At 63.5% G+C, this 25,694-nt stretch carries 25 protein-coding genes; 8 read left to right on the forward strand and 17 right to left on the reverse strand.

From position 1 onward, the window contains the following. Nucleotides 1–71: 71 nt before the first annotated feature. On the reverse strand, nucleotides 72–872 hold the full coding sequence (locus tag P3T23_RS28980) for an SDR family NAD(P)-dependent oxidoreductase (protein ID WP_429319525.1): 801 nt from the start codon (nucleotides 870–872) through the stop codon (nucleotides 72–74). 126 nt (nucleotides 873–998) lie between these two features. On the opposite strand from P3T23_RS28980, the gene P3T23_RS28985 reads away from it, so the two are divergent. Beyond that, complete coding sequence (locus tag P3T23_RS28985) at nucleotides 999–1,733, forward strand: DUF2889 domain-containing protein (protein WP_429319526.1); 735 nt, start codon at nucleotides 999–1,001, stop codon at nucleotides 1,731–1,733. An 86-nt stretch (nucleotides 1,734–1,819) separates the two neighbouring features. Here P3T23_RS28985 and P3T23_RS28990 read toward each other — a convergent pair whose 3' ends face one another. From P3T23_RS28990 to P3T23_RS29005, 4 genes are all read right to left on the reverse strand, one after another. Continuing rightward, complete coding sequence (locus tag P3T23_RS28990) at nucleotides 1,820–2,386, reverse strand: 3-phenylpropionate/cinnamic acid dioxygenase subunit beta (RefSeq protein ID WP_429319527.1); 567 nt, start codon at nucleotides 2,384–2,386, stop codon at nucleotides 1,820–1,822. A gap of 40 nt (nucleotides 2,387–2,426) precedes the next feature. Then, nucleotides 2,427–3,818 carry an aromatic ring-hydroxylating dioxygenase subunit alpha gene (locus P3T23_RS28995; RefSeq protein ID WP_429319528.1) on the reverse strand — a complete coding sequence of 464 codons (1,392 nt, stop codon included), beginning with the start codon at nucleotides 3,816–3,818 and terminating at the stop codon, nucleotides 2,427–2,429. Nucleotides 3,819–3,994: 176 nt separating this feature from the next. Further along, nucleotides 3,995–4,933: an NAD(P)-dependent oxidoreductase gene (locus P3T23_RS29000; protein ID WP_429319529.1), complete on the reverse strand. Its 939-nt coding sequence runs from the start codon at nucleotides 4,931–4,933 to the stop codon at nucleotides 3,995–3,997. Nucleotides 4,934–4,957: 24 nt separating this feature from the next. Continuing rightward, a complete protein-coding gene (locus P3T23_RS29005) occupies nucleotides 4,958–6,388 on the reverse strand; it encodes an aldehyde dehydrogenase family protein (protein ID WP_429319530.1) in 1,431 nt (476 codons plus the stop codon). Nucleotides 6,389–6,576: 188 nt separating this feature from the next. Between P3T23_RS29005 and P3T23_RS29010 the strand changes: the two genes are divergently transcribed. The 7 genes from P3T23_RS29010 to P3T23_RS29040 all read left to right on the forward strand — a co-directional run bounded on the left by P3T23_RS29010 (nucleotide 6,577) and on the right by P3T23_RS29040 (nucleotide 12,762). Beyond that, nucleotides 6,577–7,524 (forward strand): LysR family transcriptional regulator, encoded by a 948-nt coding sequence (locus tag P3T23_RS29010; RefSeq protein ID WP_429319531.1) that lies wholly within the window; start codon nucleotides 6,577–6,579, stop codon nucleotides 7,522–7,524. Between the two features lie 136 nt (nucleotides 7,525–7,660). After that, complete coding sequence (locus P3T23_RS29015; protein ID WP_429319532.1) at nucleotides 7,661–8,311, forward strand: RraA family protein; 651 nt, start codon at nucleotides 7,661–7,663, stop codon at nucleotides 8,309–8,311. Nucleotides 8,312–8,330: 19 nt separating this feature from the next. Continuing rightward, the gene (locus P3T23_RS29020) at nucleotides 8,331–9,104 is read left to right on the forward strand and encodes a fumarylacetoacetate hydrolase family protein (RefSeq protein ID WP_429319533.1); all 774 of its coding nucleotides are present in this window, start codon (nucleotides 8,331–8,333) and stop codon (nucleotides 9,102–9,104) included. A gap of 41 nt (nucleotides 9,105–9,145) precedes the next feature. After that, nucleotides 9,146–10,624 (forward strand): aldehyde dehydrogenase, encoded by a 1,479-nt coding sequence (locus P3T23_RS29025; protein ID WP_429319534.1) that lies wholly within the window; start codon nucleotides 9,146–9,148, stop codon nucleotides 10,622–10,624. A 122-nt stretch (nucleotides 10,625–10,746) separates the two neighbouring features. Continuing rightward, entirely contained in the window at nucleotides 10,747–11,283 is a 537-nt protein-coding gene (locus P3T23_RS29030; RefSeq protein ID WP_429319535.1) for a phosphonopyruvate decarboxylase, read from the forward strand. After that, nucleotides 11,280–11,885, forward strand: a complete 606-nt coding sequence (locus P3T23_RS29035; protein WP_429319536.1) for a thiamine pyrophosphate-dependent enzyme — start codon at nucleotides 11,280–11,282, stop codon at nucleotides 11,883–11,885. Before P3T23_RS29030 ends, P3T23_RS29035 begins: the two co-directional genes overlap by 4 nt. Nucleotides 11,886–11,892: 7 nt before the next feature. Continuing rightward, nucleotides 11,893–12,762, forward strand: a complete 870-nt coding sequence (locus P3T23_RS29040) for an alpha/beta hydrolase (RefSeq protein ID WP_429319537.1) — start codon at nucleotides 11,893–11,895, stop codon at nucleotides 12,760–12,762. Between the two features lie 66 nt (nucleotides 12,763–12,828). On the opposite strand, the gene P3T23_RS29045 is transcribed toward P3T23_RS29040, so the two are convergent. The 12 genes from P3T23_RS29045 to P3T23_RS29100 all read right to left on the reverse strand — a co-directional run bounded on the left by P3T23_RS29045 (nucleotide 12,829) and on the right by P3T23_RS29100 (nucleotide 25,536). Further along, nucleotides 12,829–13,899 carry an oxygenase gene (locus tag P3T23_RS29045; protein ID WP_429319538.1) on the reverse strand — a complete coding sequence of 357 codons (1,071 nt, stop codon included), beginning with the start codon at nucleotides 13,897–13,899 and terminating at the stop codon, nucleotides 12,829–12,831. A 33-nt stretch (nucleotides 13,900–13,932) separates the two neighbouring features. Further along, the gene (locus P3T23_RS29050; RefSeq protein WP_429319539.1) at nucleotides 13,933–14,877 is read right to left on the reverse strand and encodes a Rieske 2Fe-2S domain-containing protein; all 945 of its coding nucleotides are present in this window, start codon (nucleotides 14,875–14,877) and stop codon (nucleotides 13,933–13,935) included. A 112-nt stretch (nucleotides 14,878–14,989) separates the two neighbouring features. Then, complete coding sequence (locus P3T23_RS29055) at nucleotides 14,990–16,015, reverse strand: amidohydrolase family protein (RefSeq protein WP_429319540.1); 1,026 nt, start codon at nucleotides 16,013–16,015, stop codon at nucleotides 14,990–14,992. A gap of 143 nt (nucleotides 16,016–16,158) precedes the next feature. After that, on the reverse strand, nucleotides 16,159–16,998 hold the full coding sequence (locus P3T23_RS29060) for an SDR family oxidoreductase (RefSeq protein WP_429319541.1): 840 nt from the start codon (nucleotides 16,996–16,998) through the stop codon (nucleotides 16,159–16,161). Nucleotides 16,999–17,013: 15 nt separating this feature from the next. Continuing rightward, nucleotides 17,014–17,784, reverse strand: coding sequence for an SDR family NAD(P)-dependent oxidoreductase (locus P3T23_RS29065; RefSeq protein ID WP_429319542.1), 771 nt, complete (start codon nucleotides 17,782–17,784; stop codon nucleotides 17,014–17,016). A gap of 59 nt (nucleotides 17,785–17,843) precedes the next feature. Then, a complete protein-coding gene (locus tag P3T23_RS29070; protein ID WP_429319543.1) occupies nucleotides 17,844–18,896 on the reverse strand; it encodes a phosphotransferase family protein in 1,053 nt (350 codons plus the stop codon). A gap of 20 nt (nucleotides 18,897–18,916) precedes the next feature. Beyond that, complete coding sequence (locus tag P3T23_RS29075) at nucleotides 18,917–20,191, reverse strand: acyl-CoA dehydrogenase family protein (RefSeq protein ID WP_429319544.1); 1,275 nt, start codon at nucleotides 20,189–20,191, stop codon at nucleotides 18,917–18,919. A 35-nt stretch (nucleotides 20,192–20,226) separates the two neighbouring features. Continuing rightward, a complete protein-coding gene (locus P3T23_RS29080; protein ID WP_429319545.1) occupies nucleotides 20,227–20,964 on the reverse strand; it encodes an SDR family NAD(P)-dependent oxidoreductase in 738 nt (245 codons plus the stop codon). A 33-nt stretch (nucleotides 20,965–20,997) separates the two neighbouring features. After that, on the reverse strand, nucleotides 20,998–23,316 hold the full coding sequence (locus P3T23_RS29085; RefSeq protein ID WP_429319546.1) for a CoA transferase: 2,319 nt from the start codon (nucleotides 23,314–23,316) through the stop codon (nucleotides 20,998–21,000). Continuing rightward, nucleotides 23,313–24,320 carry a fumarylacetoacetate hydrolase family protein gene (locus tag P3T23_RS29090; RefSeq protein WP_429319547.1) on the reverse strand — a complete coding sequence of 336 codons (1,008 nt, stop codon included), beginning with the start codon at nucleotides 24,318–24,320 and terminating at the stop codon, nucleotides 23,313–23,315. The genes P3T23_RS29085 and P3T23_RS29090 overlap by 4 nt, the downstream gene beginning before the upstream one ends. Then, nucleotides 24,317–24,868 (reverse strand): bacteriohemerythrin, encoded by a 552-nt coding sequence (locus P3T23_RS29095; protein WP_429319548.1) that lies wholly within the window; start codon nucleotides 24,866–24,868, stop codon nucleotides 24,317–24,319. Before P3T23_RS29095 ends, P3T23_RS29090 begins: the two co-directional genes overlap by 4 nt. Next, complete coding sequence (locus P3T23_RS29100; protein ID WP_429319549.1) at nucleotides 24,841–25,536, reverse strand: SDR family NAD(P)-dependent oxidoreductase; 696 nt, start codon at nucleotides 25,534–25,536, stop codon at nucleotides 24,841–24,843. Before P3T23_RS29100 ends, P3T23_RS29095 begins: the two co-directional genes overlap by 28 nt. Nucleotides 25,537–25,694 lie beyond the last annotated feature (158 nt).

Raw genomic sequence — 25,694 nt, forward strand, 5'->3', positions numbered from 1 at the left:
GGGGCCCGCGGGGCCCCTTTTTTTATATATACGACCCGCTTTCGTACTCAGCCGCGTGCCCGGACCATTACTCAATATTCGCGCACAGGCACGTTGGCCGGCCGCGAGTTGTAGCCCGGCAAATGCAGGCCACCGTCCACATGCAGCGTCTCGCCGGTGATGAAGCGCGACATCTCCGACGAGAGAAACACTGCTGCCGGTCCGATATCTTCTTCCGGATCGCCGCAGCGACCGAGCGGTCGCGCCGCGGCCGAACGCTCGGCAAAGCCGGGATTCTCTTCGGCCAGCTTGAAGAACGTCGCGCCCATCGCCGTCGGCGCGATCGCGTTCACGGTGATATTGAAGCGCCCCCACTCCGAAGCCGCGCTACGCGTCAAACCGACGATGCCCGACTTGGCGGTATTGTAATCGGCATGCAGCCATGCGCCGGTCTCGGTGTCGATCGAATAGAAGTTGACGATGCGGCCCCAATGGTGCTCGCGCATATGCGGCATCACCGCACGCATGGCCCACCAGGTGGCCCACAGTGACGACGTCAGGGTTTGCTGCAACATCTCGTCGGTCTTGTCTTCGAACAGTACGTTGGGCGTGGGAATAAAAGCATTGTTGACGAGAATGTCGATGCTGCCGAAGTGCGCTACGGTGCGCTGCACGGCTGCTTCGATCGAAGCTTTGCTGGTCACGTCGGTCTTGACGAACAGTGCACGACCGCCGATCTCCTTGATTTCGCGCTCGACTTGCAAGCCGGTTTTCTCGTCGATCTCGGCAATCACCACGGCCGCGCCCTCGCGCGCGAATGCCCGTGCGACGCCGCGGCCAATGCCGCCGCCGGCACCCGTGACGAGACTCACCCTCTCCTTAAGCAATGCCATGCCGACGCCTCTTGTTTGTTGAACACAATTTAATATATCGTACACTTTAAGAATAAAAGTGTCAGTATTTTGCAGCCCGCAATCGGGTATCGCTGCTGTTTTTACGCTGTTTTCGAGGGTCTCTTCATGTTCAGGCGCCGCATCGTCATCCGCAGTCGCACCGAGACGTCACAGCGCGTGACGCGCGCCGCACTCGAAGACGACTTTCATCACTTCCGCGTCGAAGTAACCAGCGCGCGTGGACAGGTGACCTCCATCGAGGCCGCATCGCCGCGCCGGCCCTATACGCTGTGTGCGCAAGCCGCCGGGCGATTGCAGGCGCTGGTCGGCATGGCGCTCACGCAAACGGCCCACGAAGTCACGCGCATAGCGGACGCCAGCGAGCAATGCACCCATCTGTTCGAACTCTCCGGACTGGCGATCGCCGCGGCGGCGCGCGGTACGTTGCGACGTCAATACGACATCGAGGTGCCGATGCGGGTAAACGATCACACCCATTCGACGCTCGCGCGTGACGGTGTCCCGTTACTCGAATGGAATGTTTTGGGCACGATGATTCAGGGACCGCCACCGTATGCGGGCATCGATCTGTATCACGGTATGGCACGCTGGGCGTTGACTACGCTATCGAGCGAAGAAGCCGAAGCGGCTCTGGTGCTCAGACGCGCGACGGGCATCGCCAAAGGGCGAGGTATGAATCTCGACGCTCAGGTGCATGCGCGCCCCAACGGTAACTGTTTTGCACAGCAGCCGGTGCGAGCCGAACAGGCGATTCGCATCGTCGGTTCGACCTTGGACTTCGCCACGCGCCCCGCCGACCTATGCGCGGCCGACCAGGCGTGGCTAGCCTTCGACGAATGAGCCACCAGTAATCGCAGACCATAAAAAAGCCCCCGAAAACAGGGGGCAACTTCCTTGGCTCGCGAAGCCTGGAGAAACGGTAACGGCTATAGAAAGATCGCCAGATTCGGCGTGCCAAGCACAGCCTGATCGAGAATGATCTCGCGGCGCGCCAGCTTGAACGTTTCGCCGCTGCGACGCAGCACATCATGGCGCTCGCCGCTGATCAAATCCATCTCGTCAAAGTTGAAACGGCTGCGCGTCACCAGCAGATTGCTGCGCACCACGTATTCGCCGGCCGCATCGCCTTCGTACACCAGCACGTTGGTGACAAGACGCCGCGTGCGCGACGGCGGGTCTTCGGCCCATGCGCTCTTGGTGCCCGTGAGGCGCATGATCCGCCCCATGATCGAGCGATAGTTGTCGTGATAGTGCTGCATCGTGCGAATAACCGATGACTCATGCTGTGCATACGGGCGCGTCTGCCGCAGCGGCGCCGCATACACGAGATCGGTCGCCAGCGTGGCGCCCCATTCTTCCAGGCGAATCTCGTCGAGCAGGACCGCCTCGTCATACAGGAAGTCGACCACCGCGTTATATACAGCTGAACCGAGCGGCACGCGAGCGCGTTGCTGCGCTGCGGCCTGCTCTACGGCTTCTTTTACTTCGCTCATCACACTGTCTCCTTGAATGGCTTTGATTGACGCGTAGCGCTCAGCTTTCCGAGGTCATCAGTTCACGCCAGTGCAGCCACCAGTGCCATTGTGTGTCGTCCTTCGTGAAGCCTTCGTTGACGATACCCGGACCAGGCCACCCCGCCGGCGCGCCGGTTTCGTATATCGCCTGATATTTGAGCGTCTGCTTCTTGCCCTGCGCGCCCTTGGCGGCGAGCGTCATATGCGGCCACGTGTCGGAGTCATCCTGCTCGACCATGCCCGACGTACCGAACAACTGGATGGTCTGCTTGAGCATCTGTTCGCGCACCTCGGGCGGACAGTCCTTTTCCGCGAAGACCCAGTTGACGAACTCGAGCTTGTCCGGTCCGCGCGGAATATAGGCGTGCAGCGTGATCGAGCCGATCACCGAGCCGTCGGCCTGCGGAATATAGAGGAAACCGAACAGTACGTTCGGGAACATGCCGCCCACTTGAGGCGGCATCGAGGTCTGCACCTGCAATTGGCCTTCGTTCAGATTGCGCTTGAGCTGGCTGACCATTTCCTTGGTCATTCCCGCGGGCGGCAGCACGTCGAGCTTCTGTTCGACCGTCAACTGATCCGGATCGAGACCGGTCAGACGGCGAATCTTGCGACCCAGATCGATGCAGCGCAGCGCGTGGCCGTGCGGCGAACTGATTTCGACGCCATACATTTCCGGGCTCAGATCGCCGCCCTTTTCATCTTTTTTCGAATACGCGCCCACTTCGCCGAGCCAGCGGTGCAAGGTCAGCGTGTGATAACCGTCGCCCGACGACTGTTCGCCCGCCGCCTTCCAGTTGGCGCGCACGATGAAGCGCTGCGGCGGCCCGAGCACTTCGATGCCCTTGTCGCTGCGTTTGAACAGCATGTCGTAATACCACTTCGCATCGCCGAGGAATTCCTCGAACGACGGGCCGTTCAGATTCCATGTCGCGAAGATCAGCCCGCCGTACAGCGTCATCCGCGCCTTTTTCAGCGAGAGCTCGTCTTTGCTGCGAATCTTGCCGTGCATGCATTCTTTCTCGACCGGCGCACCGAGGAACTGGCCGTTCGGACGAAACGCCCAGCCGTGGTAAATGCAGGTGTGGATTTGCGTATTGCCGGCGTCCAGCGTGGAGACGCGCATGCCGCGGTGCGAGCACACGTTCAGCATGACGTGAATCTCGCCGGTCTTGTCGCGCGTGACCAGCACCGAGTCCGACCCCATGTCACGGACCATGAAGTCGCCGGAATCCGGAATTTCGCTTTCATGGCCGAGCAGCAGCCATGTCTTGCCAAAAATCCGCTCCATCTCCAGTTCATACAGTTCGGGGTCCGAGAGCGTGCGCATCTGCACCTCTCGCGTTTCGACGTTCACCAGATCAGCGACCTTGGTGCCGTCCGCCAGTGTGGGACTGGTCTGAGTCAACATGCTTGTCTCCTTGACTTACCCTTCGTGGGGTTGAATTGTTAATATAAACACTTTTACAATCTGTGTACATATTTTGAGTTTTTGATCCGGATAATCCCCTAGGGGTGCGAAGCGGGCACGTTCATGCCTGCCCGCGCCCGGTCTTCGTCATGAGTCTGCAAGCCATGTCTTCATATTCAGGAAGCGGTCCAGCCCTTCGGCACACGCGCCCGTTCGATCTTCGCCAGATCGCAGATCGCGTCGGCAATGCCGGAAAAGTCGATGCGGCCATACTCACTGGCTCGCGCGAGACTGAACGACTCGAACACGGCCGCCGCCACGGGCATCGGGACCTTCGCTGCGTGCGCGGCGCCGAGCACCAGCGCCATGTCCTTGTGCGCAAGGTCGATCGTGAAGCCCGGCGTGGTGTCGCCCGCGAGCACCTTGTTCGGGAAGTTCATTCGCAGCTGGCCGTTGCTCGCCGAGGTGCCGTAGAGCACCTGCAACGTCTTTGTGATGTCGAGGCCGAAGCGCTGCGACAACGCAAGCGCTTCTGCGTTCATCTGACACAACGTGACGGCGACGTAGTTGTTGACGAGCTTGGTACGCCCACCGGTGCCGACGGCGCCGCAGTGATAGACGGTCGTGCCCATCGCGTCGAGCAAGGGTTTGACGCGGGCGAAATCTGCGTCGCTCGCCCCCACCATGAAGAGCGATTCCCCACGGTCCGCATGCTCGGCAAGACGGCCCACCGGTGCGTCAACCACCGAAAGACCATGCTCGCGTGCTCGCGCTTCCAGCCGGTCAGTGGCGAGCGGATCGATCGTGCTCATATCGAGCAGCACGCTGCCGCGCGTGGCGTTGGCGAAGATGCCGTCGGTGCCCAGCGCAACCTGCTCCACTTCCACCGAGCTCGGCAGCATCGTCACGACGATCGAACAGTCGCGCGCGATCTGCGCGACGCTTTCGCCTGCGCGCGCACCCAACTCCACCAGTTCCGCCACGGCCGCGCGATTCAAATCCATCACGACCAACTCGAAGCCCTTCTTGCGCAGATTGGCCGCCATCGGCTTGCCCATGCGGCCGAGGCCGATAAATCCGATCTTTTCCATCATCCAGGTCCTGTTGTCGTCCATCGTTATCAGAGAGGGCCGGCCGGTTCAGTAACCGACGTAGGCCGTTTTGCTGTTCGTGTAGAAATCCACCGCGTAGGTACCCTGCTCGCGCTGACCGTAGCTCGATGCCTTGGTGCCGCCGAACGGCACGTGATAGTCGAGGCCCGCAGTCGGCAAGTTGATCATCGCGAGGCCGCTTCTGACGTGCTGGCGGAAGTGGCTCGCGTGCTTGTGCGAGCTCGTGCAGATGCCCGCCGAGAGGCCATATTCGGTGTCGTTGGCGAGCGCCAGCGCTTCGTCGTAATCGGCTGCGCGGATGACCGTCGCGAACGGACCGAACACTTCCTCGCGATTGATGCGCATGCTGTTCGACGTGGCGGTCATCAACGCGGGCTGCATGAAGAAGCCGGGCGTGCCGGGCTGCAACAACTGGCCGCCTTCGACCAGTTCCGCGCCTTCGTCGCGTCCGGTCTGGATGTAGCCTTGCACCATGTCCAGTTGACGCTGGTTGATGAGCGGCCCAATGTCCGTACCGGCCGTCAATGCGTGGCCGATCTTCAGCGAGCGCATGCGTTTGCGCAGCGCGTCGACGAAACGGTCGTGGATCGCATCGGTCACGATCAGGCGGCTCGATGCGGTGCAACGCTGTCCTGCCGAAAAGAACGAGCCATTCAGCGCACATTCCACGGCGACACCCAGGTCCGCATCGTCGAGAACGACGAGCGGATTCTTGCCGCCCATTTCCAGCTGGACCCGTACCATGTTGGCGATCGCGCTTTGCGCGAGACGCCTGCCGGTGCGCACGCTGCCAGTGAAACTCAGTGCGTCGACACCTTCGACGAGCGCCTCACCGGCATCCGCACCGCGTCCGTTGATCAGATTCGCGACACCGGCTGGCAAGCCAATGCGCTCCAGCACGCGAAACAGCTCCCACGCGACGCCGGGGGTTTCTTCCGAAGGCTTGAGCACAACGGTGTTGCCGAACGCGAGCGCCGGTGCGAGTTTCCACGCGGCAATGGCAATGGGGAAATTCCACGGCGTGATCAACGCAACGACACCCACCGGCTCGCGACTGATCTGCACGTTAATGTTGGGGCGCACCGATGGCAGGTTCTCGCCGCCATAGCGCACGGCTTCGCCTGCGAAGAACTGAAATATCTGACTGGCGCGCAACACTTCGCCGATACCTTCCGCGCGCGTCTTGCCTGCTTCGCGCGACACCAGTTCGCCGATTTCCTCTTTGCGGGCGGCGAGTTCGATCGACGTTTTCAGCAAAAGATCGCTGCGCACCTGGGTCGTCGTGGCGCTCCACGCAGGTTGCGCTGCGCGTGCCGCAGCGACCGCCTCGCGCATTTGCGTCGCATCCGCGAGCGCGTAATGCCCGATGCTTTCGCGTGTATCCGACGGATTGATGCTCTCGATCGAACTCGATCCTTCGCGCCATTCCCCGCCGATGAGGTTGGGCTTCACTGTCATGTGACTTGTCTCCGATATGCGCAGCATTCGCGTAAACGCTCGGCTGAACGCGATGGTGTTTTGGCAGGGAGTCATCTTAGAATTGCGTGCAATTCGTTGTCGAATGACAAAAACTGATCGCCGTATTACGCACTGACATGCGTGGTGGTCGATTTCATGCAGCGTGTGTTTGAACTACCGGACTTGCCATGGATATCCGCCAGATCCGCACTTTCCTCGCGATCGCCGACACAGGCAGTGCGACGCGCGCCGCCGAGTTGCTGCACATCGTGCAACCCGCGGTGTCGCGGCAATTGAAGTTGCTCGAGGACGACGTAGGCGCACCGTTATTCGAGCGCGATCGCCGCGGCATGCAGTTGACCGAAGCCGGCCATATCCTGCTCGATCGAGCGCGGCGAGCGCTGCGTGAGTTGGAGTCGGCGCAGCAGGAGATCCGGCCGACACCTGGACTCGTGTCCGGCGCGGTGAGTTTAGGTCTGCTACCCAGTAGTTGCGAGTTGCTGACCGCGCCGCTGGTGGGCGCCTTGCAGCGGGCGTTTCCGCAGATACGAGTGTCGCTGTCGGTGGGCTATACCGATCATTTGCAGCGCTGGCTCGAAAGTGGCGAGATCGACGCCGCGCTGCTGTACGACCCGGCGGCTTCGCCAGCTTTGGATGTCAAACCTTTGGTCGAAGAGTCGCTGAGCCTTGTTGGGTTGGCGTCGATTTGCCTGAGCGACGATTATCCGGTTTCCGTTGCGGCACTTGGAGAAGCACCACTGGTTCTGCCCAGTGCGCCGCATCGGCTGCGGAGCCTGGTCGAACATGCCTGCGCGGTAGCCGGAGTCGAAATCACCTTTGCTGCCGAGACCAATGCTTTGAGTGTGCAGAAAGCGCTAGTCGCCCAGGGATACGGCGCGACGGTGATGCCTCGCGTTGCCGTTCAGCAGGAGATCGAACGTGGGGTGTTCAGCGCGGCACGGATCGACGGAGAAGCCTTTTTAAGGCGGATTTATCTGGCAATCCCGACGACGAGAAGGTCGTCCACAGCGGTTAGATGTGCCACCACCGTGCTGCAGAACTGCGTGAGAGAGATCGCTTGCAGCGGCGAGTGGGAAGGCGCGCGGTGGATTGGGCCCAGCCATACCCCGGACTGATCGAAGCATCAACTTTTGTGATTCGACATGCCGCCGACGCGGCTCCTAGAATCCCTTAGCCGCGGATGCGCCGCCAGGAGACAACACACCGTACGCGCACATCCGCGTTATCCGCCCTTTGGCAAAGAGAACTCCAATGACCTCACTCGCCGATCAACTGGCCACCTGCAGCACGCCCGGCCTTTTTGACGTCCTCCGCATCCACGGCCTGCCCGTCCACGAACTGCCGCGCGACATCAAGGGCCTCGCACCCAATATGAAACTGGCCGGACCGGTATTTACCGTCACCGGCCGCACCGACCCGACCATTTCGGTCAGCGAATCGCTCGAACTCTTCATCTCCAAGGTTCTGTCGGGCGCGCCGCGCGACCACGTCGTTGCGTGCCAGCCGCATGACCATGCGCGATCGGCGATGGGCGATCTCGCCGCCGAGGCCCTCAAGCAGCGCGGCATCCGCGGTTATTACATCGACGGCGGTTCACGCGATGCGGACGAAATCGAAGTCATCGGTTTCCCGGTTTTCGCCCGCTATGCCAGCCCGATCGACATCGTCGGCAGTTGGCGTCTGGAAGCTACCGATGTGCCGGTTGTCATCGGCGGCGTCACCGTGTCGCCCGGCGATTACCTTCTCGGCGATCGCGACGGCACGCTCCTGATCGAGCGCGAACACGCGGAGTTCGTCATCACCGAAACGGTCAAGACCATGAGCACGGATTCACGCATGCGTACGGCCATCCGCAGCGGTCGCGATCCGTATGACGCTTTCCTCGAGTTCGGCAAGCTGTAGAACACCCTCAGGACACCCCATGAAAATCGCCCGCTATCAATTGCACGACGCCGTTCACTATGGTGTGCTCGAAGGCGAGCATCTGGAGCGCCTGAGCGGCTCGCCTTTCGATGGCATCACGCCGGTCGGCCCGACGGATGCGTTGGCCGACGCGAAAATCCTCTGCCAGCTGGCCGCCCCCAGACTGTTCGCGGTCGGCATGAACTACGTCGGTCACATCGCCGAGGCCGACGCGAAGACACCCGAAATTCCCCAATTCTTCATGATGCCGACGACGGCGGCAATCGGCCCGGATGAAGCCATTGTCCGGCCACGCGAGGCCCAGGTGGTTCATCACGAGGCGGAACTGGCCATCGTGATCGGCAAAAAGGGCCGCCGTATCGATATCGCCCAGGCGCTCGACTACGTGTTCGGCTACACCTGTGCGAACGACGTGAGCGAACGTGTGATCCAGAACCGCGAAATGGGTTACGGCTGTTTGCTGGTCGGCAAGGCCTTCGATACCTTTTGCCCGCTCGGACCCGTCATCGCCACGGGACTCGACGCCGGTAATTTGCGCGTGCAGTCGAGTGTCAACGGCACAAAGCGCCAGGACGGCAACACGTCGGACCTGCTCTTCTCCGTGCCGTTCATCGTGTCCTATCTGAGTCAGGCGGTCACACTGCTGCCCGGCGACGTGATCCTCACCGGCACGCCATCCGGCGTCGGCCCGCTCAATGGCGGTGACGTCTGCGACATCACCATCGAAGGCATCGGCACGCTGAGCAATCCAGTGGTCGACGAAGCCGCTTGAGCGGGCTCACCGCCACGCCCTCTTTCGAAACAGGAATCGACATGCAACGCTATGTGCATTACATCGACGGCCAGGATACGCCGCCGCAAAGCCAACGCTGGTTCGAATCGCGCAACCCGTACACCGGTGACGCATGGGCGGAAATCGCCGAAGGCTCCGCCGTCGACGCCGATCTTGCCGTTCAGGCCGCGCACTGCGCCTTCACGAGCGGCGCATGGCCGCAGTTGACCGCGACGCAACGCGGTGAGCTGCTGCGCCGGCTGGGCGACCTGATCGCACGCGACGCGCAAAAACTTGCTGCCATCGAAGTGCGCGACAACGGCAAGCTGCTCGCCGAAATGGCCGGGCAACTGAACTACATCCCGCAGTGGTTCTATTATTTCGGCGGTCTCGCGGACAAGATCGAAGGCAGCGTGATTCCGCTCGATAAAAAGGGCTTCTTCAACTTCACGCGCCATGAACCGCTCGGCGTAGTCGCAGCGATTACGCCCTGGAACTCGCCGTTGCTGCTCACGGCGTGGAAGATCGCGCCGGCGCTCGCCGCGGGTTGCACGGTCGTGATCAAACCGTCGGAATTCACTTCGGCGTCCGCGCTGGAGTTCGTCAGACTGTTCGCCGAGGCCGGCTTTCCGCCGGGGGTGGTCAACGTCGTAACCGGTTTCGGGCGCGATGTGGGCGCGGCGCTCGTCGAACATCCGCTGGTACGCAAAATCACCTTCACCGGCGCGGACAGCACCGGACGCGCGATCAACGAAACCGCCGCGCGGCACTTCAAGCACGTGAGTCTGGAGCTGGGCGGCAAGTCGCCGAACATCGTGTTCGCCGATGCGAATCTCGACGACGCCGTCAATGGCGCGGTCGCCGGCATCTTCGCCGCGACCGGGCAAACCTGCATCGCCGGGTCACGGCTGCTGCTGCAGGACTCGATCTACGACACATTCGTCGAGCGATTGTTGAATCTCGCCCGCACGGCGCGCATGGGCGACCCGATGTCGGCGGATACACAGGTCGGCCCGATCACCACGCGTCCCCAATACGACAAGGTGCTGCGCTACATCGATACCGCACAGTCCGAAGGCGCCACGCTCCTGCTCGGCGGCAGCGCCGGCACGCGGCCCGAATGCGGACGCGGCTGGTTTGTCGAGCCGACTATTTTCGGCGACGTCGATAACAGCATGCGCATCGCTCAGGAAGAGGTGTTCGGCCCGGTGCTCTCGATCATTCGCTTCAGGGACGAACACGACGCGCTGCGCATTGCCAACGACGTGCGCTTCGGACTCGGCTCGGGAGTCTGGACGTCGGACATCGGCCGCGCGTTTCGCGTGTCGGAGCGGCTGCAAGCCGGCACGGTCTGGGTCAATGCCTATCGCGCGGTCAGTTTCATGTCGCCGTTCGGCGGCTATAAAGACTCGGGTCTGGGGCGCGAGAACGGCGCCCAGGCGATCCACGAGTACCTGCAAACCAAGAGCGTGTGGATCAACACGGGCGCGGGCAGCGCCAATCCGTTCGTGATGCGCTGAAGGCGCGAGGCGCTGCGCTCGTCCATGCCAAAAGCTGATATCACCAGCAACCTTTGTTATTGGCGCTGCGCCCGTCTCTCACCCTAGCATAGCGCTACACATTCACGGACTCACGAGGAGACATGAGCACAACCGAGTCGCCAGTATCGAACTGGCAGGAGAACATTTTCTCCATTCTGAAGAGTGGCGGCGTGCGCCAGGTCGCTTATGTGCCGGATGCCGGCCACGCGCACGTGATCCGCCGTGTCCAGCAGGACCCGCAGATGCGCGACATCGTGCTGACCACCGAAGAGGAAGGCGTCGCGCTCACGAGCGGCGCATGGCTCGGCGGCCAGCGCGCGGTGCTGCTGATGCAAAGCAGCGGCGTTGGCAATTGCGTGAACATGTTCTCGCTGCTGCAGAGCTGTCGCTTCCCGTTTCTTACCCTGGTGACGATGCGCGGCGAATACGCCGAGTTCAACCCGTGGCAATGCCCAATGGGCCAGGCGACCCAGGGGGCGCTCGAATTGATGGGGATCACCGTACTGCGTGCTTCGACACCTGACGAAGTCGAAGACATGGTGTCCGCCGGACTCGACGCCGCCTTCGAAGGCGGTCAGCAGGTTGCCGTGCTGCTGTCGCAGCGCCTCATCGGACGCAAAAAGTGGGAACGCAAATGAACACCTCCTCTTCCATCGCTTGTTCCGCGTCGATCGATCGCCGCGATTTCGTCGCGCGCCTGCTCGCGCTGTGCCCGAACGCGCTGGTGGTGACAGGTCTCGGCTCGCCGACTTACGACGTGTTTGCTTCCGGCGACTCGGACCGCTACTTCTATCTCTGGGGCGCAATGGGCGGCTCGACCTCCATCGCGTTGGGCCTCGCGCTCGCGCAACCCGCTCGCCCTGTGCTGGCGATTACCGGCGACGGCGAACAGTTGATGGGCGTCGGCAGCCTCGCAACCGCCGGCGCACAGCAGCCGCCCAATCTGTCCGTGGTCGTGCTCGACAACGGACACTTCGGCGAAACGGGCATGCAGCGCAGCCATAGCAGTCTTGGGACAAAGCTCGCGCAGGTGGCGCGGGCATGCGGCATCGAACAGGCTGCCGAAATTCACTCGCTCGACGGCGTCGAGGCGTTGGCCGCGCGGATCAACGCGCGCACTGGACTGAACTTCGCGCAGGTGCATGTCGAAGCCGACGAGTTGCCGCGTGCCTTGCCGTCGCGCGATGGTGTCTTCGTGAAGAATCGCTTCCGTCAGGCGCTCGGGTTCGCTCCGCTGTGATCACGCCATGAAACCGTCCACGACGACTCCGCTTTCCGCCGAACTCGAGGCGCAGTACAACATGCGTCTGCTGCGGCCCGATTTCGAGGCGAGCCTGCTGCAGGAATGGCTGACACGTTCAGCCGCATTCAGGAACTCGCCCGGCGCGCAACTGGATGTCGCGTACGGTCCGGGGCCGCGGGATCGTCTGGACTATTTTCCCGCAGCGTCCGCCGATGCGCCGCTGCTGATTTTCTTTCACGGCGGCTTCTGGCAGCGCGGCGACAAGTCGGTCTATAGCTTCGTGGCCGAGCCGTTCGTGGCCGAAGGTGTATCGGTCGTGCTGGTGAACTACACGTTGTGTCCGGCGGTGTCGGTCGACGAGATCGTCGCGCACTCGCAAAGGGCGCTGGCATGGCTGTGGCGTCATGCCGGCGAGCTCGGGTACTCGCGCGAGCGCTGGTTTGTCAGCGGCCATTCGGCGGGCGGCCATCTCGCCGCGCGGATGATGGCGACGCATTGGGATACGCTCCGCGACGATTTGCCAAAGCAGATGCTCAGCGGCGCGATCCTGATCTCGGCGCTGTTCGACCTGGAGCCGCTGTACGAAACCTCGATCAACGAAGGTTTGCAACTCGACCGTGAGCAGGCGCGCGCCGTGAGTGCGTTACGGCATCCGCCCGCGACCGATGCGCCGCAATTGATCGCCGTGGGCGGCGCCGAAACGCCAGCGTTTCATCAGCAGGCTCGCGCCTACGAAACGGCATTCGGCAAAGCCCAGCGTTTCATGCCGCATTACCGCATCGACGACTGCGACCATTTCGACGTGGTGCAGGCCTTTGCGGACCAGACCCATCCATTCTTCGCACTCTGCCGCGATTTCGTCCGGGCGCGCTAGGGCGGGGTGCGGGAGCGGACCTCACGCAGGCACGCCTGCTTCCGCGTCGGCGTTCGCCAAGCCTTGTCAATCCACCATGCCAAGCAGCGCGCCGATATCGCGTCCCGGTTCCGCGTCCGATCCGTAGGAGAAGTCGCCGCGCGCCTGCCGTTGCACCAGTTGATCCATCAGGAAGCGGTAGCGCGTTCCCGGTGCATCGAAACGCGAATGCAGATCGAGACGCTCGTCCGGATCGAAATAGCGCTCGTTCTGCGGCCGGATCACCGAGTTGTCCTGCGGCTGGATCACGAACGCGATTCGCGGCATTACATAGCGCAACGGAATCGGCGCCGCCGTCGTATTGAAGGTGACGTCGCAGCGCGAGCGATGGCGGCCCACCGGCACGAACGGTTGCAGATTCGGCACATCGTAGCCGGGCCTGAAACGCGGATAGGAAATGCACACGTTGCTGCGCAAATGCACGTGCAGCACCGCACGAAAATCCTGGTACTTCGCGCGCACGCCGCCGACCCAGCGCATGATCGGCGCCACCGACTTCTGAGTCACGATGCGTGTGCGCGTGACTGTCTCCGAGGTCCATTCCGTTTCGACGATGTCGGACTCGGAGGTGCCGTCGCCGATCGTATTCGCGTGCAGAAAATCGGCATGCGTGAGATCGATCAGGTTTTCGATCGAGAGTGCCGAGGTCGAATCGAAGCGCACCGTGCGTTGCGTATAACCGGGCAAGCTGCCGTCGAGCGGCAGAAACGGAATGTGCGGCAGCAGTTGCTCGTCGGCGTTATCCGGATTGCCGTACCACGCCCAGATATAGCCATAGCGCTCCGCCACTGGATAAAAACCCGAGCCGCCGGTGAACGCGCTGGCCTGCGCACGGCGTTGTTCCAGTTGCTCGGGGCGAAACTCCGCGGCGAACGGCTTACCCGTGTGGTCCCGCCACAGAAAATACGGCTGCGAATGGACGATGCGGCGAATCGGTTTCTCCGTCACGTCACGGCTATGCGAGACCGGAAACCAGGCGTCGCGCAGATCGTAGTTGAGCGGGGTCCAGTCGCGGCGCGCGGATCTGGACGGCGCGCCGCCGGAGGTGGCGACGAGATTGGCCGTATCGGCGGCGAGTGTTTCGGTGGCGGCATTCATCGTGCGATGCTCCTTGTCGAAATGGAAAGCAACTCAGGCGGCCTCGCTCATAGGCGCGCGCCGCGCGGCGCGTGCCGCGGCCAGATCGCGCGACGGCGCCACCAACAACGCAGCCAGCGCGGCGCCGTCGATCATTTGATGTATCCGGAACGGCGCGCGTGCGCGACGCCTGGTGAGATGCCAGCGCAGCGGGGCGCCGGCCACGCGGGTGTCGTGTCTGAAGCCACGCCAGCATAGGCTGGTGGTGCCACGCCGATTGACGCTTGACGCGATGTACAACGTCACGAGCGGTGCCTCGTCCGCATCCAGCAGCTCGACGCGTATCGTGCCGCCCTCGAGCGGCACCGCCGTGCGCACAATCAGCGGATGATCGATGACGAAGGCCGGCGGCAACATCCGCGTCGTCCATACCGCGCCGCGATCGACCACGAGACGCCCTGCTTCCACGCGTGGGTCGCCGAGGAAGAAATCGGTCATACGCACGCTGCCGAATTCGAGCAGGCATTCGGGACCGTCGAGCATTGCAGCGAGATATTCGTCATGGGCGATATTGACTACCGCCGCGCCGCTGAATTCGCTGCCCCGCGGCTGATAGTCCGCGCTCGGCAGCGGCGCATCCGCGGGACCGCCCTCGCCTAGCCATACGTGCACGAAGCCATTGCTTTCGGCAACCCGATAGGTACGCGCGCCGTAACGCGACGGCACGCGCTCGTCCTCACGCAGATTCGGAATCGTGGTGCACATCCCGGTGGTGCCGTTGAAGGTCCAGCCGTGATAACCGCATTGCAGCCCCTTCGGCGTGACAGTCCCGAGCGCAAGCGGCACGCGCCGATGCGGACACCGATCCTCCAGCGCGCACAATTCGCCCGCAGCATTGCGAAACAACACCAGCGCCTCACCATTGCACACGATCGCGAGCGGCTTGTCGCCGTTCACCGATTCGCGAAGGGCCGCCGCCCACCAGTTGCCTGTCGTCATACGCGTGTCTCCGTCTTTTTTGTCGAGTCTCGCCGGCGCGGTGCAACAAGGCATCGCACCGGCTCGCGTTGCAGACTTCCTTGCGCGATGTGTTTTTCCCCGCGCTACCGCTTCAGGCGGCGACCTGCTCGCTGACCTCGAGTTTCAGCAGCTTGATGGCGTTGCCGCTGCGGATCTTCTCGCGATCGGTTTCGGAAAGCCCGAGACCTTCGGTCAGATCGCCGTGCTCGTACGCGCCGCCGAAATTCGTGCCGTACAGCAGGTTTTCCACACCCACCACCTCCACCACACCGCGGCGTAAGCCAGTTGCATGCACATCGAGGTCGAAGTAGAAGTTCGGCAGATAGTCCATCACCGGACGCTTGTTGCGCGAGTCCGGCGCCATCACGCGATTGAGATCGTTCAGGCGTCCAAGCTGGAAAATCGCCATACCGCCCGCATGCGTGATGTAGGTCTTCAAGCCGGGGAACGTATCCAGTGCGCCGCCGTTGATCAGATTCCAGAAGAACAGCGTTTCGTCGAAACAGTCGCCGACGATCGAGGTGGTCTCGAACTTGTCGTCGGTATGCTTTTCACCCCAGTAGATCGACTGGTTGAAGCCGTGCACCATGATCGGCGCATCGAGCTTTTCAAGCTGCTCCCACACCGGGAACAGTTCTTCGCTATACGCTTCCAGACCATTGAAATTGGCGCCGCCCACGCACACGCCCTTGGCACCGAGTTGCGTTACCGCGCGTTCGATTTCGCGTGCGGCCTCGGTCGGATTGGCGAGGTTCGCATGCGCCCAGAACGCGAAATGTTCCGGGTCCTTTGCGCAGAAGGCCGAGAGTTCGTCGTTACAGATGCGCGCGTATTCGTCGCCGAATTCGCCGGCCCAGTACATGAACGCATGCGACGGCGTGGACAGCACCAGCATGTCGACGCCGCGCTCGGTCATCAGCTTGCGGCGCGCTTCGTGTGTCATGCGCGCGAGCAGATTCGCTTCGGCTTCGTCGTCGTCGCGCGCTTTTGACGGTTGCGTCGTGCCGAGCGAAAAATGACCGACGGTCAGACCTTTGGTCTTCATGAACGGGCCCCAGAATTCGTGACGCTTGAGCATCGCGGGGGTGAAAAGATGGGCGTGGACGTCGATCAGCATGGTCTTTCTCCTGGTATGGCGGGGGATGGCTGTGTTGGGCCGTGTAGGGACGCCGTCGCTACGCGAATGTCATGCGGGCCGCGGCGTGATGTTCGAAATGCGCGCACGGCGCGTCAATGCGCGGCGCGCTTTGCTCAATTAGTTCAATCTGTTCGGTCTGTTCGATCTACTGCTTCCGGCATGCGGCCCATGAAACCCGCCGCGCGCTGATGAAACTGGCCGCTGCCGGTTGAGCCCGCCACCGTCACGCCGGAGTCGACGACCAGCGTGTGTGCGTTGACATGGCGCGCATCGTCGCTTGCCAGGTAGACGAGCGCGGCGGCGATTTCCTCGGGCATCAGCGGCGTACCGAGCGGCGATGCCGTAGCCGCTGCGTCGAGCGCCGCTTCGAGGCTGCCACGGCCCTGCACGATCATGTTGGTCACGGTCGTACCCGGCGCGACCGCGTTCACACGCACGCCTTGCGGCGCAAGCTCCGAGGCGGCAGATCGGGTGAGCCCGATCACACCGTGTTTGGCTGTGGTGTACGCATGCGGGCCGAGGCCGCCGATTACGCCCGCAGTACTGGCCACCGACAGAATGCAGCCCTTCTTTTGCCGCGCCATCGCGCGACCGGCGTGCTTGATGCCGTAAAAGACGCTATCGAGCAGCACAGCAAGCGTGGCGTGCCAGGCGGCGGCGTCAGTCTCGAGGATCGAGCCGAACGCGCCCACCAATCCTGCGTTGTTCACCATGCAATCGAGACGCCCATGCTGTTGCAACGCATGCTCGACCGCCTGAGCGACCTGTGCTTCAACGCTCACGTCGGTGCGCACGAACGAGGCATTCGCCAGTTCCCGCGCCAGAGAAGCACCGGCGTCGGCGTCGATATCAGCCAGCACGACCGTGGCACCTTCCGCCGACATGCGCCGGGCCGTCGCCGCGCCTATGCCGCTGGCGGCACCAGTAATCAACGCGATCTGGCCTTGTAGACGTTCAGTCATTGCGTGCCGCCGCGCTCAAGGAATCATCAGACCGCCGTCTACCGCCAGCGTCTGTCCAGTGATGAAGTTCGCGCCGTCGCTGACGAGAAAGAGCAGCACGGGCGCCATCGCCGTGTCGGGGTCGCCGAGGCGCCCGCCGAGCGGTATCTGCTGCGCCATGAAAGCGTCGTGCGCGGCGAGTTGTTCGGCATCCAGCCGGGCGCGGAATTTCTCGTACATCGGAGTCCACATGGCGGGCGCCAATGCATTGACCGTGATGCGGTGCTTGCCCCACTCTTTGGCCGCCGTGCGAGTCCAGCCAAGCACCGCCGCCTTGGCCGCCGAATAGTGCGCGAGACCCGGCACACCCATCACGCCCGCCGCCGACGCGAAATTGATAATGTGCCCGCCGTGTTCTTTCAGATGCGCGAAGGCGGCCTGATTGGTATTGAGCGTGCCGCGCGCGTTGACGTCGAACATCAGGTCCCAATCTTCCTGGGTGATCGACTCAGCCGGCGATTTACGCTCGACGCCAGCGATATTCACGAGCGCATCGAGCCCGCCGATGCGCTCCACCGCCGCCTTGAATGCGTCGTCGACCCGCGCGCGCTGGCTCACGTCGCAGCGGAAGTAATGCGCCACGCCCGGTCCCTTTGCGGATGCCTCGGCGGCGATGTTGCGGCCCGCTTCGTCGTTCAGATCGAGTGCCGCCACTTTCGCGCCGGCAGCGACTAGCGCCTTCACGGCACTCGCACCGATGCCGCTCGCCGAGCCCGTCACGATCACACGCTTGTTCTGGATGTCCATGTCTGTCTCCGTGTTTCTATTCTTGTCGAATACTTCAAGCGTCGCTGTCTTGCCTCACGTTACGCCATTTGTGCAATCAGATCCCTGGCCTGCCCGAGCAGGCGCACGGCCGACGCGCGATGCTTGCCGCCCAATTCCGCAGGCGACTTCCCGGCGCACGACCGCGCATAACTGCCTTCGAGCAGAATGCCGAGCTTGAAGCGCGCCAACACCACGTACCAATCGATCGCGGATAAATCGCGATCGCTACGCTCGCGGTAGTAGCCGACGAGTTCGGCGGCGCTCGGAAATTCGAGCCACGGCGTGACGCGTATCGTTCCCGCACCCTGACCTTCGGCATTCGGCCACGTGGCCACCAGCCAGCCGAGGTCGAGCAAGGGATCGCCGACGGTGGCCAGTTCCCAGTCGATGATCGCCGCGAGTTCCGCCGAGTCGTTGCGGAACATCACGTTCGCCAGATGAAAATCGCCATGCAGGATGCCGGTGCGCGATGGTGCGGGGCGATTCGCGTCGAGCCACTCCGCCACCTCGACCACACCCGGCAGCGAAGCGGGGCCGGGCCAGCCCGCATGCACCTGGTAATGCTCCAGTTGAGCGCGCCAACGCGCGACCTGCCGTTCGAGGAAGCCCTGCGGTTTACCGAAGTCGCCGAGACCGACGGCCAACGGATCGACTTCGCCGAGCCGCAGCAGCGCATCCACCATCGAGTAGCCCATGCGTTGCTGCGCTTGCGGCTGCGCATGAAAATCCGGCAACGCTGCAGCGGAAGCGTTGAAGCCCTCGACCGGCGCCATCAGATAGAACGGTGCGCCGAGCACGGCATCGTCGGTACAGGATCCGAACAACTCCGGATGCGGCACCGCGGTGCCTGCCAATGCACCCAGCACGCGCGCCTCGCGAGCGATGGTCGCGCACACCTCCGGCCGTGCGTGCAAGGGCGGCCGGCGCAGGACGAATTCGCGTGCCCCGCGTCTGAAGCGCAACAGGATGTTTTGCGTGCCTCCCGTGAGCGGCTGCGCGTCGACAATCGGTCCGCTCTCGAGTGACTGCGCATCCATCCATTGCGTGAGCCGTTCGAGGTCCACGGCCGCCTGCCAGCCGGAATTCGTCATCACTTACTCCTGTGAGCGGGTTAGCCGAGCGCGGCGCGGAATTTACGCTCGGCTACCGCGGCCGCGGTCGGCCGGTGGTAGGCGGGGAACAGGTCCGCGCACGGCTCATAGTCACGCAGCAACTGTTTGGCGACGGTGACCTTGTGCACCTCGGTCGGGCCGTCGGCGAGACCCATCTGGAAGGCGCGCGAGATCATGCCGGCGAACGGCATTTCCGAAGAAGCGCCGATCGAACCGTGCACATGCAGCGCGCGCGCTGCGATGTCGTGCAGCACCTTCGGCATCGCCGCCTTCACTGCGGCGATGTCCTTACGCACCTTCTGGTAATCCTGATAGCGATCGATGCGCCACGCGGTACGCATCACGAGCAAACGGAACTGCTCCAGTTCGAGCCACGAGTCCGCGATCTTTTCCTGCACCATCTGTTTGTCGGCGAGCACGCTGCCCTGCGTGTGGCGTGACAGCACGCGCTCGCACAGGGCGTCGAGCGCTTTCTGCGCCAGACCGATGGTGCGCATCGCGTGATGCACGCGGCCGCCGCCGAGCCGCACCTGGGCGACCGCGAAGGCCTCGCCGGGCGCGCCGAGCATGTGGTCGGCCGGCACGCGCACCTGGTCGAAGGCCAGATAGGCGTGCGTCGCTTCGGGCTCGTCGGCCATGCCGACATTGCGCAGAATGCTCAAGCCCGGTGTGCCCGCCGGCACGATGAACATCGACATGCCCTTGTAGGCGGAGACATCCGGATCGGTGATCGCCATCACGATGAAAAAGTCCGCGAACCGCGCGTTCGACGCAAACCATTTCTGCCCGCTAATCACCCAGTCGTTACCGTCGCGCACCGCACGGGTCGTGAAGACCTTGGGATCGGCGCCGCCTTGCGGTTCGGTCATTGCGAAACAGGAGACGATATCGCCTGCCAGCAAGGGCGCGAGATAACGCGCCTTCTGCGCCTCAGTACCGTAATGCGCGAGAATTTCCGCATTGCCGGAATCGGGCGCCTGGCAGCCGAATACGATCGGCGCGAACAGCGCGCGGCCCAGAATCTCGTTGATCAGCGCGAGCTTGACCTGCCCGTAGCCCGGTCCGTCGAGTTCGGGCCCGAGGTGGCAAGCCCACAGCTTGCGATCTTTCACCTGCTGCTGCAACGGCTTCACGAGAATCTGAAACTTCGGGTCGTGGATATTCCACGGGCTGCCCAACACATGTTCGAGCGGTTCGACGTCTTCGCGCACGAACTGCTCGATCCAGTCGAGTTCGGCCTGAAAGTCAGGATCGGTTTCAAAGTCCCAGGACATGCGATTCCTCTTCGAGGTAAGCGTGCGGATAAGAATCAGGCGAGCAACATGCCGCCGTCGAGCAGCAAGGTCTGGCCGAGCATGTACGCGGAGAGCGGCGACGCGAGGAACAGTGCGCCGCCGGCCATGTCCGCGGGCGTGCCGAGGCGGCCGAGCGGAATGCGCCGCAGCGCGCCTTCGAGCCGCTTCGGGTCGGCGGTCGTCACGCGCGTGAGCTTGGTTTCCACGAGCCCGGGCGCGATGCCGTTTACGCGGATGCCGTCGCGTGCCCACGCTTCGCCTAGGGTGCGTGTCAGACCGAAGGCGCCGGTTTTCGACGCGTTATACGCGGGATTGCCGCGCGTCGAATGAAAGGCTGCTGCCGAGCTGACGATGATCATCGCGCCGCGCGCCGCTTTCAACGGTTCGAAGCAACGATCCGCACAGGCCATCAGGCTGGTGAGGTTGATATCGAGCACCTTTTTGAAGCCTGGCGTCTTGAACTCCTGACGGTCGTATAACACCGTGCCTTGCGCCTGCACGAGCACATCGAGCCTGTCGAACGGCAGTGCGCAGCGTTCGATATTGGCGGACTCCGACACGTCCACCTGGGCGTAGTGCAGCCCCTTCAGATTCGAATCGGTCGAGTCCGCGTAATCGGATACCGAAGCGCGCGTGCCCCATACATGCACCATCGCGCCGCGTTCCAGGAATGCCTGGGCTATACCGTTACCGATACCGCTCGAGCCGCCCACCACCAGCACGTTCTTGCCGGTGAAATCGAGTTCGTTCATTGTCTTTGTCTCCGTGGCGCTCAAATTTGGCGCTTAAATGCGCGTGACGCCCTGATTGACCAGCTCATCGATGTGTTGCGCGTCAAACCCCAGCATCTCCAGCACCTCGCGGCTGTGCTCGCCGAGCGCGGGCGGCGCCCGTTCGATGACGAGCGGCAAGTCGTCGAAGTCCCACAGCGCGCCGATCTGCTGCAGCGAGCCATAGACGGCGTGGCCGTACGTAGCGTGCAGCCCGGCGGCGGCATGGTCGGCGCTGTCGAGGAAGGCGTCGCTTTGCAATTCCAATGCGGGCTCGGCGGGTACGCCCGCTGCGTGCAATGTGGTCAGCGCCGCCGTGACGTCGAGCGCGGCAAGCGCGGCTTCGGGTTCCTTGCCTGCGATACGCGTGAAGGCGTCGCCTTCCGCCGCGCTCAGCGCGGCCACGGCGATCCAGCCATCCTTGCAGCGATAGAGGCGATGCGTCGGCGCGATACCGTGCTGGCCCGCGTCGAGATGCGCCATCGGCGTCAAGGCGCGCTCCCGATCGATCACGACGGCTTCGCTCGCGGTCATCGTCATCGCACCGAGCAGCGACGAGGCGACGGCCTGTCCCTGGCCGGTCCGCATGCGCGCGAGATGCGCGAGCAACACCGCGAACACCGACGACAAAGCCGCCAGATGATCGCCGACGCCAAAGCGCAGCCAGCTCGGCGGATTGCCCTCGCCGCCCTCTTCCGTTTCCCAGCCGACCGCCGCCTGCATCAACTGATCGAACCCGGGCCAATCGGCACGCGGGCCTTTCGGACCATACGAGCTGACGTGCGCGCAGACGAGCGCCGGCTTGATTGCGCGCAACTGCTCGGGCGCGATGCCGAGCTTGCGCGCCGCCGGAAGGCGCACGTTGTGATGGACGATGTCTGCCCAGTTCGCGAGCGCCTCGATGACCGGTTTGCTGCCTTCGGCGCCGAGCTTCAGTGCAAGCCCGCGCTTGCCACGCTGCGTGCCGGCGAAGGCGCGCTCGAGCCGTCGCATTGCGTCGCCCGCGGGCGGCTCGACCTTGATGACGTCGGCACCGAGATCGGCGAGCACCATGCAGGCAAACGGACCGGCGAGGTAGGCCCCGAGGTCCAGCACCTTGAGGCCGTCGAGCGGGGGCCGGGATGCCGCCGACGCGGCGCTTTGCGTGTGGGCCCCGTCGGTGGCGAGGGAACTCGCGCGCGCGGTGGCGCTAAAGCGGCCGTTCGCCGACCAGCCGATGTCGTGGGCCGGCATTGGCGCTTGCAAGGGTCCGCGCACACGCGCGGGTGGATCGACGTGATACGCAGGCCCGGGTTGGGACGTGCTGCCGAGCACCGGATCGTCCACGCCGACGACATAATCGTTGAGCCGCGCCTGCTCGTCGGCGTAAATCTTGCCAAACGGCGCGGCGATCTGCGCGGCCACGTCGTGCGCCCAGAAATGTTCGACCCAATCCTGCGCGTTGCGCGTGGCGATGATTTCCCGATTCGCGCCAAAGTTGGGCGCGACATGGCTCGGCGGCCATTGTGCGTTGGCGCGCGCCACCTCGTCCGGGCCCATCGCGGCGATCGCTTCGGCCATCCACGGCGCGGCGTCGGGTGAGTAATGCACGTGAATCCAGCGGTCGTCCGCGCAGCGATGCAGCGGAATCGGCACGCTCTTGTCGAGCCCCTTGGCAAACACGGGTGTGGGCTGCGCGGCGCGCGACCAGTGCATCGTCATCGGCACGAGCGCGGCTTGCGCGAGACTCGTGTGTGCAATGCCGCCCTGCCCGTCGCGTTCGCGCGCGATCAGCCGCGCCATGACGCCGACCGCGCTCAGCCAGCTGGCGATCCAGCTGGCGAAGGGCATGCGGATAAATACTGGACCAGGCCGATGCCCGGGTTGTTCATCAAGAATGCCTAGACGCGCCAGCACCAATGTCTCTCGTACGGGCGCGTCTGCGAGCGCATGACGGCGCGGCCAGCCGCCTACGCTCGCGATGACCAGCGCCGGATAGCGTTGCCGCAATTCCTCATCGTCCAGCGACCATACGGCAGCTTCCGCGGGCGTGAGGTCGTGGACTAGCACGTCCGCATCCGGCAGCAAGCTATCGAGCAGGTCGCACTGCGCGGCAGGGTCGCCATCGGTCACGCGGCGCTTGCCGCGATCGAGCACATGAAAAAGTGCCGCGTCGCGCTCGGCCTCATGGCGTGGGCGTTCGATTTTTACGACGTCCGCGCCGGCTTCGGCGAGATACAACGCGGTGGCGCTGCCTGCGAGGCCCGTGGCAAAGTCGATTACTTTCAGACCGGCTAACAGCGCTGGCTGCGTGCTTTGGGCCCGTTGCGCGGCGTCGGCTTGAGCGGCGCTCATGCTTCGACCTCCTGCACTACCGGCCGCACGATCCTGCTGCGCAATACGCCGATGCCCTCCACCTCCAGTTCGACCACATCGTCCGGCTTCAGATAACGGAGCTGCTCAAGTCCGCAGCCGTTGCCGACCGTTCCTGAACCCAGAAACTCGCCCGGATGCAAAGTCTCGGAGCGCGAAATATGCGCGATTACGTCCTCGAATTGCCAGCGCATGTCGCGCGTGTTGCCGCGGCCCCATTCGTCGCCGTTGACGCGTGCAATCATGGTCAGGTCGTACGGGTCGCCCAGTTCGTCGGCGGTGACGAGGCACGGGCCCATCACGTTCGCCGTATCGAAGTCCTTGCCTTTGGCCGGCCCGAGCATGCCGCCCATTTCGGTGGCCTGGGCGTCGCGTGCGCTAATGTCGTTGAAGATCGTGTAGCCGTAGATGTGCGCGCGCGCATTCTCGCGCGAGACGTCTTTCGCGCGCTGGCCGATGTAGCAGCCGAACTCGAGTTCGAAGTCGAGCAGCTTGCTGTAGGCCGGCCAGATCACGTCGTCGTCGGGGCCGATCACGGCGAAGCGGTTGCACTTGTAGTAGATCGGCTGACGGTTGAAGGTGTCGATTACGCGATCGTCGGCGCGCGTATTCATCGCCTTCAGCGTCGCTTCCGGGTCGGGCGTACGCAAGGCGCGCGCACGACGCGCCGCGGCGAAGCTCTGCCGCAGGTGCAGTTCGAAGCACGAGCAGTCGCGCATCTGCGTGGGCGGTTGAATCGGCGCGAGCAGCTTCACGGCGCTGCGTTCGCGCACCGCATCGGCGGGCGCGCGGGCCAGCAGCGCGCGGGCTTCTTCGAGCAAAGGCGCGCCGCCCGTCAGCAATGCCTGCACGCTCGCCAACGCGACACTGTCGCCGCCGCGCACGATGCGGCTCGCCTCGCGCAAATCGAGTACCGCCTGATCGTTGTCGAACAGTGCGCCCGAGCGTTGCACGCCGTCGGCCAATTGAAAAGTGACGAGTCTCATCGAGTGGTTCCGGCTTGAAGGGATGAATCGGACGCAGCGGCGGCGATGCCCGGCATGGCGCGCCGCAGGACCACTGGCAGGCCGCCGTGGGTGCGTTTGCTCATCCAGTGGGACAAGGCCGCGTCCATGTAATCGGCGTGGCCGGGAAACCAGCCGGCGAGCGCTTCCGCGAGTTCACGCGCGACCTGACGGGTGGCACCGTCACGCAGCATCTGTGCAACTTCGCGCACCGAGCGCAGAACCGCCGCGTGTTCGTCCGCGTGACACTGGGCGGCGGGAAAGCTCGTGTCCTGCATCCACTGCTCTTCCTGCTCGAAATGAGCGACTGCATGATTTTCGAAAGCCGCGAGCGTCTCGGGTAAGGACGCCTCGTCGCATTGCTGCAAAGCGGCGACGCATTCGACGAACTCATGATGCGTCTCGTCCATGGGCGCGAAGCCGAGCAGGAAACCGTCGTTCCAGCTCAGCGTGGCTTCGGGCTGCCGCTGTGTGTTCTGATCGGGAGAAAGCGCGGCGCCCATTACACGCGCCCCGCTACGGGCAGACACGCGCCGGTCACCGCACTGGCATCGTCCGACAACAGGAAGGCGATCACCGCGGCAAGCTTGTCCGCTGCGACCCAGCGCGACGTATCGGCGTCCGGCATAGCCGCACGATTCGCGGGCGTGTCGATGATGCTCGGCAGCACCGCATTGACGGTGACGTTCCGGTCTTTCAGTTCTTCCGCGAGCGCTTCGGTGAGCCGCGCGACGCCTGCCTTCGACGCCGCGTACGCGCCCATGCCCACACCGGCCTTCAAGGCGGCCAATGCGCCGACGTTCACGATGCGTGCGCTCGTCTCGCGCAGCAGATAGGGCAGGACTTCATGCGAAGCGATCGCCGCCGTGCGCACGTTCATCGCATAGAGACGATCCCACGTTTCGATGCTGCCCGACTCCAGCGTTTCCCACGCAAAGCCACCCGCGATGTTGACCAGCGCGTCAATCCCGCCGAGCCGCCCGGCGATCTGCTCAAACGCGCTCGAGGTACTGGCTGTATCGCCAAGATCGACATTGCCGAACACCGCTTCGACACCGTCGATCGCCACGCTTGCAGCGCGATCCACCAGCGCGACGCGCGCACCGCGCGCGCTCAGTTCTGCGCCGACCTGGCGCCCTAGCGCGCCAACACCGCCCGTGACGATGACCCTGCGATGGATAAGTTGATTGGTCGGCATAAGAACGCCTGTCTCCTGTGTTTGACCGGGCTTCTGAGTGATTTCCCTGGAGGGAAAACCCTGCACCGCTCTCGCCAATTTAATACATTTTTATCATTTCTGTTCATATATTATGGTGACATCAACACACGGTCAACTGCCAGGCAATACGAAAACAA

The sequence above is a fragment of the Paraburkholderia sp. GAS448 genome (assembly GCF_050435685.1).
In the GTDB taxonomy this organism is placed as follows: Bacteria; Pseudomonadota; Gammaproteobacteria; order Burkholderiales; family Burkholderiaceae; genus Paraburkholderia.

Coding starts and splice junctions, on each gene's coding strand:
- P3T23_RS28980 (WP_429319525.1), bottom strand. CDS start 872: ATGGCATTGCTTAAGGAGAGGGTGAGTCTCGTCACGGGTGCCGGCGGC.
- P3T23_RS28985 (WP_429319526.1), top strand. CDS start 999: ATGTTCAGGCGCCGCATCGTCATCCGCAGTCGCACCGAGACGTCACAG.
- P3T23_RS28990 (WP_429319527.1), bottom strand. CDS start 2,386: ATGAGCGAAGTAAAAGAAGCCGTAGAGCAGGCCGCAGCGCAGCAACGC.
- P3T23_RS28995 (WP_429319528.1), bottom strand. CDS start 3,818: ATGTTGACTCAGACCAGTCCCACACTGGCGGACGGCACCAAGGTCGCT.
- P3T23_RS29000 (WP_429319529.1), bottom strand. CDS start 4,933: ATGGACGACAACAGGACCTGGATGATGGAAAAGATCGGATTTATCGGC.
- P3T23_RS29005 (WP_429319530.1), bottom strand. CDS start 6,388: ATGACAGTGAAGCCCAACCTCATCGGCGGGGAATGGCGCGAAGGATCG.
- P3T23_RS29010 (WP_429319531.1), top strand. CDS start 6,577: ATGGATATCCGCCAGATCCGCACTTTCCTCGCGATCGCCGACACAGGC.
- P3T23_RS29015 (WP_429319532.1), top strand. CDS start 7,661: ATGACCTCACTCGCCGATCAACTGGCCACCTGCAGCACGCCCGGCCTT.
- P3T23_RS29020 (WP_429319533.1), top strand. CDS start 8,331: ATGAAAATCGCCCGCTATCAATTGCACGACGCCGTTCACTATGGTGTG.
- P3T23_RS29025 (WP_429319534.1), top strand. CDS start 9,146: ATGCAACGCTATGTGCATTACATCGACGGCCAGGATACGCCGCCGCAA.
- P3T23_RS29030 (WP_429319535.1), top strand. CDS start 10,747: ATGAGCACAACCGAGTCGCCAGTATCGAACTGGCAGGAGAACATTTTC.
- P3T23_RS29035 (WP_429319536.1), top strand. CDS start 11,280: ATGAACACCTCCTCTTCCATCGCTTGTTCCGCGTCGATCGATCGCCGC.
- P3T23_RS29040 (WP_429319537.1), top strand. CDS start 11,893: ATGAAACCGTCCACGACGACTCCGCTTTCCGCCGAACTCGAGGCGCAG.
- P3T23_RS29045 (WP_429319538.1), bottom strand. CDS start 13,899: ATGAATGCCGCCACCGAAACACTCGCCGCCGATACGGCCAATCTCGTC.
- P3T23_RS29050 (WP_429319539.1), bottom strand. CDS start 14,877: ATGACGACAGGCAACTGGTGGGCGGCGGCCCTTCGCGAATCGGTGAAC.
- P3T23_RS29055 (WP_429319540.1), bottom strand. CDS start 16,015: ATGCTGATCGACGTCCACGCCCATCTTTTCACCCCCGCGATGCTCAAG.
- P3T23_RS29060 (WP_429319541.1), bottom strand. CDS start 16,998: ATGACTGAACGTCTACAAGGCCAGATCGCGTTGATTACTGGTGCCGCC.
- P3T23_RS29065 (WP_429319542.1), bottom strand. CDS start 17,784: ATGGACATCCAGAACAAGCGTGTGATCGTGACGGGCTCGGCGAGCGGC.
- P3T23_RS29070 (WP_429319543.1), bottom strand. CDS start 18,896: ATGACGAATTCCGGCTGGCAGGCGGCCGTGGACCTCGAACGGCTCACG.
- P3T23_RS29075 (WP_429319544.1), bottom strand. CDS start 20,191: ATGTCCTGGGACTTTGAAACCGATCCTGACTTTCAGGCCGAACTCGAC.
- P3T23_RS29080 (WP_429319545.1), bottom strand. CDS start 20,964: ATGAACGAACTCGATTTCACCGGCAAGAACGTGCTGGTGGTGGGCGGC.
- P3T23_RS29085 (WP_429319546.1), bottom strand. CDS start 23,316: ATGAGCGCCGCTCAAGCCGACGCCGCGCAACGGGCCCAAAGCACGCAG.
- P3T23_RS29090 (WP_429319547.1), bottom strand. CDS start 24,320: ATGAGACTCGTCACTTTTCAATTGGCCGACGGCGTGCAACGCTCGGGC.
- P3T23_RS29100 (WP_429319549.1), bottom strand. CDS start 25,536: ATGCCGACCAATCAACTTATCCATCGCAGGGTCATCGTCACGGGCGGT.